13 protein-coding genes are annotated in these 10,121 nt (G+C 32.2%); 1 reads left to right on the top strand and 12 read right to left on the bottom strand.

From position 1 onward, the window contains the following. From KKC53_01420 to KKC53_01390, 7 genes are all read right to left on the bottom strand, one after another. The coding region (locus KKC53_01420) for an L-erythro-3,5-diaminohexanoate dehydrogenase (protein ID MBU2597829.1) at nucleotides 1–296 on the bottom strand (296 nt) is incomplete at its 3' end. Beyond that, on the bottom strand, nucleotides 296–1,609 hold the full coding sequence (ablA, locus tag KKC53_01415) for a lysine 2,3-aminomutase (protein MBU2597828.1): 1,314 nt from the start codon (nucleotides 1,607–1,609) through the stop codon (nucleotides 296–298). The genes ablA and KKC53_01420, both read right to left, overlap by 1 nt. Before the next feature lie 79 nt (nucleotides 1,610–1,688). Further along, nucleotides 1,689–2,234, bottom strand: a complete 546-nt coding sequence (locus KKC53_01410; protein MBU2597827.1) for a 2-oxoacid:acceptor oxidoreductase family protein — start codon at nucleotides 2,232–2,234, stop codon at nucleotides 1,689–1,691. A 70-nt stretch (nucleotides 2,235–2,304) separates the two neighbouring features. Then, nucleotides 2,305–3,033, bottom strand: coding sequence for a 2-oxoglutarate oxidoreductase (locus KKC53_01405; protein MBU2597826.1), 729 nt, complete (start codon nucleotides 3,031–3,033; stop codon nucleotides 2,305–2,307). A 45-nt stretch (nucleotides 3,034–3,078) separates the two neighbouring features. After that, a complete protein-coding gene (locus KKC53_01400) occupies nucleotides 3,079–4,161 on the bottom strand; it encodes a 3-methyl-2-oxobutanoate dehydrogenase subunit VorB (GenBank protein ID MBU2597825.1) in 1,083 nt (360 codons plus the stop codon). Between the two features lie 10 nt (nucleotides 4,162–4,171). After that, the gene (locus KKC53_01395) at nucleotides 4,172–4,378 is read right to left on the bottom strand and encodes a 4Fe-4S binding protein (protein ID MBU2597824.1); all 207 of its coding nucleotides are present in this window, start codon (nucleotides 4,376–4,378) and stop codon (nucleotides 4,172–4,174) included. Between the two features lie 49 nt (nucleotides 4,379–4,427). After that, a complete protein-coding gene (locus KKC53_01390; GenBank protein ID MBU2597823.1) occupies nucleotides 4,428–5,522 on the bottom strand; it encodes a leucine dehydrogenase in 1,095 nt (364 codons plus the stop codon). A gap of 313 nt (nucleotides 5,523–5,835) precedes the next feature. Between KKC53_01390 and KKC53_01385 the strand changes: the two genes are divergently transcribed. Then, the gene (locus KKC53_01385; protein ID MBU2597822.1) at nucleotides 5,836–6,747 is read left to right on the top strand and encodes a hypothetical protein; all 912 of its coding nucleotides are present in this window, start codon (nucleotides 5,836–5,838) and stop codon (nucleotides 6,745–6,747) included. 88 nt (nucleotides 6,748–6,835) lie between these two features. Here KKC53_01385 and KKC53_01380 read toward each other — a convergent pair whose 3' ends face one another. From KKC53_01380 to KKC53_01360, 5 genes are all read right to left on the bottom strand, one after another. Then, a complete protein-coding gene (locus tag KKC53_01380; GenBank protein ID MBU2597821.1) occupies nucleotides 6,836–7,621 on the bottom strand; it encodes a DUF1287 domain-containing protein in 786 nt (261 codons plus the stop codon). A gap of 23 nt (nucleotides 7,622–7,644) precedes the next feature. Beyond that, a complete protein-coding gene (locus KKC53_01375) occupies nucleotides 7,645–8,718 on the bottom strand; it encodes a leucine dehydrogenase (GenBank protein ID MBU2597820.1) in 1,074 nt (357 codons plus the stop codon). A 75-nt stretch (nucleotides 8,719–8,793) separates the two neighbouring features. After that, on the bottom strand, nucleotides 8,794–8,949 hold the full coding sequence (locus KKC53_01370) for a hypothetical protein (protein MBU2597819.1): 156 nt from the start codon (nucleotides 8,947–8,949) through the stop codon (nucleotides 8,794–8,796). A 210-nt stretch (nucleotides 8,950–9,159) separates the two neighbouring features. Beyond that, nucleotides 9,160–9,711 (bottom strand): GNAT family N-acetyltransferase, encoded by a 552-nt coding sequence (locus tag KKC53_01365; protein ID MBU2597818.1) that lies wholly within the window; start codon nucleotides 9,709–9,711, stop codon nucleotides 9,160–9,162. A 209-nt stretch (nucleotides 9,712–9,920) separates the two neighbouring features. Beyond that, a partial coding sequence (locus KKC53_01360) for a transposase (protein ID MBU2597817.1) occupies nucleotides 9,921–10,121 on the bottom strand: 201 nt, incomplete at its 5' end.

Below are 10,121 nucleotides of genomic sequence, written 5' to 3'. Positions count from 1 at the left end.
TCTGGACCAATCTTTTCAACTTTTCCAACTAACATCCCACCAGAATTTGTTACAGGATTATGCATCTTTCCTCTTTTTTTTACTATATCTAAAATTGCAGATGCTATCTTCTCCTCTTCGTATCCATATTCTTTCTTCAATTGAGTAAAACTGGCTGAATCAATATTTAAAGCTTCTACATCAATAAGTATTTCGTTATCATAGATTTCTAATGAATTGTCAAGTTTCCAGGCAGCTTGCGGTAAGACTCCTTTCGGTTTTATTACTCTGTGACTACCATATGGACATTTTTTCATTACAATTCTTCCTTATTATTTAATTTTCTTTTTTCTTTGTTTTTTAACCATTCAGGCTTGATTTCCTCGTCTTTCTTTCTATAATAGGTAACTCTACCTGGCCACATACTTACACCTTTCGATGATATAAGTTTGGTCGGGCCTTGATCAGGAGCAAAAACTCTCTTAGATTTATAGTATGGCGCTTCTTTTCCAGCTAATTTTTCAGGTTCTGTATATACTGATATTGCTCCCTCATAATTTCTTAATATTGTCTTGCCATCCCCTATAGAAATTAAATATTGAGGACTTACTGGGATTTTACCCCCTCCACCTGGAGCATCAATCACATAGGTTGGTACTGCTAATCCTGATATATGTCCTCTCAATGCTTCTATAATTTCAATGCCTTTGCCAACTGTTGTTCTAAAATGCTCTATTCCTTCTGATAAATCGCATTGATATATATAATAGGGTCTCACCTTAGCTTGCATGAGATCAAGACAAAGGTTCTTCATTACAGATATATTGTCATTGATCCCTCTGAGCAGTACAGTCTGATTTCCAACAGGAATTCCCGAATCAACAAGTTTTTGAAGTGCACTTATTGATTCATCTGTTAGTTCTTTGGGATGATTGAAATGGGTATTGATATAGATAGGATGATACTTTTTTAACATATTGCAAAGCTCTTCTGTTATTCTATATGGTAAAGTGCAAGGAAGACGAGAACCAATTCTAATAATCTCTACATGAGGAATTTCTCTTAATTTTATTAGTATCTTTTCTAATCTTTCATTTGACATAGTAAGAGGATCACCACCAGACAACAGAACATCTCTGACTGTAAGCGTATTCCTAATATAATCTAAAGCAATATCTATCTCTTTGTCTGTTGCTGCTTTATCAGTTTTACCTGCATATCTTCTCCTTGTACAGTGTCTACAGTATGATCCACACTGATCTGTAACTAAAAAGAGAATCCTATCGGGATATCTATGTGTTATTCGAGAGACAGGTGAATCTCTATCCTCTGCCAAGGGATCTATCATATCTGTTGGAGATGGTATTAGTTCCAAAGGTGATGGAACAGCCTGTTTTCTAACCGGGCATTCTGGATTATATGGATCCATTAGCATAGTATAATATGGAGTTATAGCCATTCTGAGTTTTTTTAAAGATGCATTTATGCCTTCTATTTCCTTCTCAGTTAGTTCTATTATATCTATTAGCTGCTCAACAGATGTTATTCGATTTTGCATTTGCCATTTCCAATCTCTCCATTGGTTTGTGGTTACATTCCCCCACTTTTTTATCTTTTTATAATCCCTCATATTCACCTCTAATAAATTTTTTATTTTTTAATAGATTTTTATGCAAAGCTAAAGCTTTGCCCTACGGTTTGACTACTTATTATTTTTTGGCTAAATCATATCCTAATTTAAGAGCTTTTTTATTCAGCTCTATTATAGCTTCACTTTTACCCTTAAGAACTTCTTTTAAGCTTTCTTTAAGAGTTTTAAGGTCAACTATCTCAGTTTTTGCAATCAGTGCTCCTAAAGCTACCATATTTGCTGCCATTTTATTACCAAGTTCTGTTGCTTTATCTGTAGCTGAAATCTTAAATATATCTACTTTATCAGGATATTTTTTTAAATCCTTATCAACAAGGGATGTATTTATAATAAGTGTTCCGCCTTCTTTTATCATAGGACCAAATTTTTCCAATGAAGGGAGATTCATTGCTATAACTAAATTCGGATTGTCCACTACTGGTGATACAATTTCTTCATCAGAAACTACCACCGAGCAATTAGCTGTTCCACCTCTCATTTCAGGACCATAAGATGGCATCCAGGTTACCTTTTTCCCTTCCTTCATTGCAGAATATGACAATAATTGACCTATAAGCATAACACCTTGTCCCCCAAATCCTGCAAATATCGCTTCATGAATCATTTTTTAATTTCCCCTTCTTTAAATTCAGTATTCTTAAATTTCGTTTTAAAATCAAATTTTATGTCCCATGTCAAGACCTGCCCCGTTCAGTATCTTTGAATTTTTTTAGGGGAAAAGTCTTTGACATAACATCATCAACCCATTTTACAGAATCAATTGGACTCATATGCCAATTCATTGGACATTGCGAAAGTACTTCTACAAGTGAAAATCCCTTATTTGCGAGTTGAACTTCAAATGCATGTTTAATAACTCTTTTAGCCTTCACAACATTTTTTGGTGAGCTAACACTAACTCTTTCTAAATACGCTACTCCATCCAATGAAGATAAAAGTTCACAAACTTTAAGTGGAAATCCCGTAGAAGTTGAATTCCTTCCATAGGGAGAAGTTGTCGTCTTCTGATCTAAGAGTGTTGTAGGAGCCATCTGCCCCCCAGTCATTCCGTATATTGCATTATTAATAAATATAGTAGTTATATTCTCACCTCTATTTGCTGCATGAACTATCTCGGCTGTTCCTATAGATGCTAAATCTCCATCACCTTGATATGTAAAAACAACCTTATCTGGTTGAGCTCTTTTTATTCCTGTTGCTGCTGCTGGAGCTCTTCCGTGAGGCACCTCTTGAAAATCAAAATTTAAATAGTTGTAAATTAAAACTGAACACCCTATAGGTGCAATGCCTATTGTCTTTTCCCTTATTCCTAATCTATCTATTGCGTCTGCAACTAACCTATGAACTATTCCATGTCCACAACCCGGGCAGTAATGGGTTACAACATCCTCTAAGGTTTTTATTTCTTTTTCTTTACATTTATCCTTTTCTTTTTTAACATTAGCCACCTACATCACCCCTTTTAACGTGTTTACTTTTAATATACTCTCAGCCTTTTCTATTATTTCATCAACTTTAGGCATTACTCCACCCGTTCTTCCATAAAATCCAACTGGAGCTTCACCCTCAACAGCTAATTTTACATCCTCAATCATCTGACCCATGCTCATCTCCACAACTAAAATATTCTTTATTTTTTTATTCTGAATTACATCTTTTAATTGAATATACGGAAATGGATAAAGTGTAATAGGTCTGAAAATTCCAAGTGAAAGGTTTTTTTCTTTAGCTACTTCAATAGCTTTTTTGGAAACTCGAGCAGCAGTTCCATAAGCAACCAACAACAAATCGCAATCCTTTGTATTCATTTCCTCCCACTTAATCTCTTCTTGCATGCTATTGTATTTCTCTTGAAGATGCAAATTATGATTTTCCAATTCCAATGGATCCAGATATAGAGACTTGAGAATTATCTTTTTTCTACCTTTTGCTCCAGTGGTAGCCCACTCTTTAGGTGATAGCTTTAATATATCAACTTCGGGTGGAAATTCTACGGGTTCCATCATCTGTCCCATTACACCATCAGTCAAAATGATTACTGGATTTCTATACTTATCTGCTAAGTCAAATGCTAAAAATACAAACTCCACCAGTTCCTGTAATGTTGATGGACCCAATACAAGACAATGATAATCCCCATGACCTCCTCCCTTTGTTGCTTGAAAATAATCAGATTGTGCTGGTTGAATCCCACCTAAACCTGGTCCTCCTCTCATAACATTTACAATTACACAAGGTATTTCAGCTCCTGCTAAATATGAAATTCCCTCCTGCATCAAGCTGATTCCTGGACTTGAAGTTGTGGTCATTACTCTAACACCTGAACCTCCTGCTCCAAATACCATATTTATTGCTGCAATCTCACTCTCAGCTTGCAAAAATACTCCACCAATTTTTGGCATTCTTCTTGACATATATTCAGGTATTTCGTTTTGAGGAGTTATAGGATAGCCAAAATAATATCTACATCCAGCTCTAATTGCAGCTTCTGCTATTGCTTCATTTCCCTTAAATAGTTGTTTTTCTCCCATAATATTCTCCTTACTGTTTAAAAACCTTAATTGTTGAATCTGGGCAAATAAGTTCACAGAATTTACAAGCTTTACAATTAGATATATCTATAACCTTAACTGGATAATAACCCAATGAGTTTAATTCTGATGAGAACTTTAGTACACCTTCTGGACAGAATTCAATGCAAAGACCACATCCTTTACACTTATCCTTTTTATTTTCAAATTTCACCATATTAACACCTCAGTTAATCTTTGATAAGTATATTAATTTATACTAAACTTTAACGACCTGCTCTAATTTTTGAGCCATCAATTGTAGATAGTATCTCCAAATTTCTTATTTTTGCTATTCTTTCCTCAGCCATTCTATCTGCTGCTATATAGGTTGGAATATCGTCCCTTTTTGAAATCTCAATAACCTTCTTCACATTATCATAAATCTTTAAAACCATATCTGTAGCTCTCTCTTCACTATATTCAGTAAGTTCATTATATACATTAATTAAACCACCAGCATTTATTACATAATCTGGGGCATACAATATTCCCATTTCATGAACCTTATCTCCATGTCTTGTTTCAGCAAGTTGATTGTTGGCAGCTCCTGCAATTATTGAACATTTTAATTGTGGAATTGTGTCATCATTGATTATTGCACCAACTGCATTTGGTGAAAAAATGTCAAAATCAATAGAATAAATATCATATTCACCCACTGCCTTTGCACCAAACTCTTTTTTAACCCTATCAATTCTATCCTGATGATGACCAGAAACTATTAATTTTGCTCCTTCCTTGTGAAGAAATTTACATAGATGATAACCGACATTTCCTACTCCCTGAACTGCTATTTTCTTTCCCTCAAGTGATGTACTTCCAAAAACCTCTTCAACACATGCTTTAATTCCCTGAACTGTACCTAAAGCAGTAAATGGTGAAGGGTCTCCACTTCCTCCTTGAGATTTGCTTACACCTGTCACAAATGGAGTTTCCTGTAAGACAATCTCCATATCTTCTACACTTGTCCCCATATCCTCAGCAGTTATATATCTACCATTCAGTGAATTAACAAACTTACCATATGATCTCCAGAACTCCTCACTTTTGTCTTTTTTGGGATCTGCAATAATAACTGCTTTTCCACCTCCTAAATTTAGTCCAGCTGCTGCAGCTTTATAGGTCATTCCTCGACCCAATCTAAGGCAATCAATAATAGCATCCTCTTCAGCAGGATACATTCTCATTCTACATCCACCTAATGCTGCTCCCAGTGTTGTGTCGTGGATAACAATTATTGCTTTTAGATTTACTGATGGATCATGGCAAAATACAATTTGTTCATAATCATACTGTGCCATTTTTTCAAAGATTTCCATTATCTCTCCTTTCTTTTTTAATTTCTATTTAATTATAAATTTACTAGACTGGTGAATCATTAATTATTGAAAATAAAAAACTTTTGCAATTCACCCCTATAATACTTTATAGGAAAAAATGCAAAAGTTTTTGAAACAAAAATTCATTTTTATAGATAAATAAGATATTAATAATTGTTATCCTCCATGTATGGAAAATAAATGTCAGTGAAATGCATAATTATATTATAATTACTAAAAGTATATGTCAAGAAACATGAACAAAATGATTTCAAATTCAATTATTACATTTTTTAATTAAGGAAGGTATTTTTTGAAAAAATGGATTTTTGTTTTTTTGATTATTGATTTATTTCTTGTTAGTATCTTTTGTTTTCTCTACTTTAACAACTTACTAACAAACCCTCTAAGAATAATAAATAATTTATTCAATATAAAATTTTTCAATAATCTAAAAGAAAATTTTAAAAATTTTTCTTCAAAACTAAGTTCATCAATTTCAAATTTTTACAATAATATATTTAAAAACAAAGAAGAACCTGCGTCTGAAGTTAAGAATCCAAAAAAAGAAGTGGTAAAGGAAAACCAAGGTACAGAAGAAGAAAAGAAGCAAATTGAGAGTAGAGTTATAAACAAAAAAGAGATTGAATTAGAAGAAATCTGGAAATACCATTATGGAAACTATTTTTGCATTTTTGGATTTCTTAAAAATATGAGCAGCGATTATGCAGCAACAAATGTCAGTTTGTCTTGCAGTCTTTATGATTCAGAGGGATCTACTGTTTTAAAAACATCAGAATCTGTAAAACTTCAATATATTCTTCCTGAACAATCAGCTCCATTTTCTTTGATTACTGAAATAAGTAACGATATACATTTTGAATCTTATGAGATAGATACAATAAGATGTTCCTGGATTCCATTTGATATTGAAGATACTTTTGAATTTGATGTTTCAAATATAGATTTAACTTACTATAATTCACATAATTTGGCTAAAGGTTTTGTTAAGAACATTTCAAAAAAGGATCTTGATAGTGCAAAAATTTTAGTTGCATTTTATGATGACAAGGAAAGGATAATTGCAGTCGGTTCAGATTATTTAGTAAATTTGAAAGTTGGCGAAAATATACCCTTTATAGTTGATACAGAAAATCTTCCTTACATACAGAAAAAAGCTAAAAATATAGAGGTATTTTTGTTTCCACAATTTGATGAAATTTAAATTATTTTTCACCACTAACTATTCCTTATTATAGTGAAAGGACATGTATAGATAAGTGATAATAATTATTTAATTTTTATTCACTTGCTTATTTGCCGGGAAAGCGGAAATGTCCTACTACTAACCATTTTTGAAGTACATCCTCTTCAACTGTATAACCTGGTTTTAAATAGTTATGTATGACATAAGGAATATTTTCTTTATTAGGTCTGTCAGATAGTATTCCACAATGATCAACACTTCCATTTCTATTTATATCCCAAAAAATTATGTCTCCAGGAAGCCATTGAAATAAATTTTTGGGGTTTTTTGGATCTATGTCTATAATTAAAGATTTAGCATTTCTTTGAAAAAAAATTATTAAGTTCTCCGGTCTTCTATAGTCAATATTTGGATCTGCTGCTTTTACTTCCCATAGCTCCCAAGGATATTCCCCAAAATTACCTTTTATGTCTTTATCGACTAACATTCTTAAGTCATAACCAGCATTAGTAAATGCTCTTGCTATAATATCTGAGCAAATTGCCTTATCTGGAGGAGGATCACCTTCTTCAAAATAATTAATAGATTCTTCAGCGATTATGTTTTTGGCTTTTCTTTCAAGTTCGAGTTTTGCTCCCTGAAGTATATCCTCTTGATCATTTATCCCATCACCATCTGCATCTGTTACTATATTTGCAATACTTATATCAACTTTTTTTATCTTAGGTAATTGATTAATGAGAGCTATGGGGAGTTCCTCTTCTTTGAAAAGCCTGATCTTACTTTGTCTTAAAATTATTAAAAGTATTAAAACAAGAATTAATATGACAATTGTAAAGAATGTTCTTCTTCTTGCTTTTTCTTTTTTTCTATGTCTATGATAACTTTCCAATTAAGTATTACCTAAAGTCATTTTTAGAGTTTATAATAGATTTTTCTTTTCTTTCTGGCTTTATTTATCTTTCTTTCCACCATTACATTAGCAGCTTTGTGAGTAGGTATATCCTCATCTTTGCTTATACTAAATATTTTAAGTAGGATATTGTATATGTTATCTACCTTTTCACGTGCTTTTTCATACTCATAGCTAGTAAATGTTTGAGCTGCTGCAATTACACCTCCTGCATTTATCACATAATCCGGGGCATATAAGATATTTCTTTTATATAGTTTAATGTCGTGTTCTTTTTCATTAAGAAGCACATTATTTGCTCCACCAGCAACAATCTTGCACTTCAATTTTGGAATTGTATTGTTATTCAAAATTGCTCCAACTGCATTTGGTGAAAAAACATCACACTGAACTGAATATATTTCCTCAACACCTACCTCTTTTGCGTTGAACTCCTTTATAACTCTATCAATTTTATCTCTGTGATGTCCTGATACAAGTAACTTTGCACCTTCCTCTGACAAATAGTTACATAGATTGTAACCAACTTTACCTAACCCCTGAACAGCTATTACTCTTCCATCTAATGAATCATCTCCATAAACTTGTTTTAAACACGCTTTAATACCCACGTAAACTCCATAGGCAGTATTCAGTGAAATATCATCAGAAGAAGTAAACTTCTCCTCCCAAGTGATAACATAGGGTGTATATTTCTTTGCGTGTTTAAAATCATCCAGATCAGTTCCCATATCAGGACCAGTGGTAAATCTTCCTTGTAAGGTTTGTACAAATCTCCCAAAAGACTCCATTAACTCAGGGGTTTTATCAATTGATGGGTCACCGATTATTATTGCTTTTCCTCCACCATAAGGTAAATCTGCTGCAGCATTTTTATAAGTCATTCCCCTGGAAAGTCTCAACACATCCATTACAGCATCGGCTTCAGATGAGTATTTTCTCATTCTACAACCTCCCAGAGCAGGTCCTAATACTGTATTATGTATTGCAATAATAGCTTTTAGCTCTACTTCGGGATCTGTGTTGAATATAACCTGTTCATGACCGTATTTTTCAAAGAGATTAAAATATTCCACTTATGACTCCTTTCTTTTAGATTTACAGATAATTCTTGATATTTAAAAAATAATTAAATTTTTAATATATTCTTATTATTGTTTTTTAACAACTTTATCTATATTAAATTTAGACATTAATTCTTCAATCAGTCTTTTCTGCTCAGTTTTATCTAAAATTTCCTTTATTTCTGCTTTCTTCCTACGAATATATTTTCTTGTTCCTTTGCTAAGTCTTTTCGTATTTCCCATAACTACCTATCTTTCAAATTAAATATTTCTATTTTATCTATTTACTTATAAAATTGTCTTAATCAGATATCATTTGATATTAGATTCTACGCTGCGTTCAGAATAATAATTATGTATTCAATAACTACTCCCTTACTCATTAAGGATTTTTTCCTCTCTTTGATCATAAAAAGCTCTGAGTAAGGTAAAAAAATGACAATTTTAATTACATTAATCAGAAAGCATTTTAATATCTCTATCTAAAATCCCCATAACTATGACATCCCAGTATTTTCCATTATAGTAGTGTCCTTCTTTTAACAAACCTTCCTTTTTAAAACCACATTTTTCATAGGTTTTAATAGCTCTGGGATTATATTCATAAACATGTAAATTTATTTTATGTAAACTCAATTTATCTACTGCGTATTTTAATATAGTTTTTATAGCATCCGTTCCATGTCCTTTATTCCAGTCTTCTATATCACCTATAAATATACCCAACATACAATTTTTATCTCTCCAATTTATTCTGTGTAATCCTATATTCCCAATATGTTTACCGTTCTCTTTTTCTATGGCAAAAATATAATCATTTGGAGAACTCTGCATAGTCTTTAACCATCTTGTCTCTTGTACTAAATCAATATTAATTAAATCAAAATCTAAATATTTTGTAACCCTTCTGTCTCTAAGCCACACTAAACATTTGGGAAGATCATCTTTATACAAATCCCGTAATTTTACTTTTTTCCCCTCTAATATTCTCCATGTTCTTGCCATTTTTTTCCTACTAATTTTTAGTATCTATTTTCTTTTTATTATTCATAATTTCATGAATTCATCTCTAATATAGAAATATCTGTCTTATGCTATTTTTTAATTAAAATATTCATTAATTGCTATTTTATAATACAGGAACAAAATTTGAAATATTTATGAATTAATTTAACTGTATCAAATAGGTGCGTGGTTAATTCTGTGAACTACCCTCAGCTAACGCAGAGGGCTTCCTGCGAGTATCTATCTTCTATAGATAGACCTGTTTGTCGCAGATTACCAGCAAATTGCTGATAGCCTGTCCACTTGGCATTCTGTGATAGGAAACGAGACATTATGTTTATAGCTGAGTTTTTATCTCTATCTATTTCGTTTCCACAATCACATTTTATAATTCTTTTATACAATGGCAT

The organism is Actinomycetota bacterium, from assembly GCA_018830725.1.
In the GTDB taxonomy this organism is placed as follows: Bacteria; Actinomycetota; Humimicrobiia; order JAHJRV01; family JAHJRV01; genus JAHJRV01.
The sequence above is the reverse complement of the archived record's forward strand: the minus strand, read 5'-3'. Positions and strand labels throughout refer to the sequence as shown.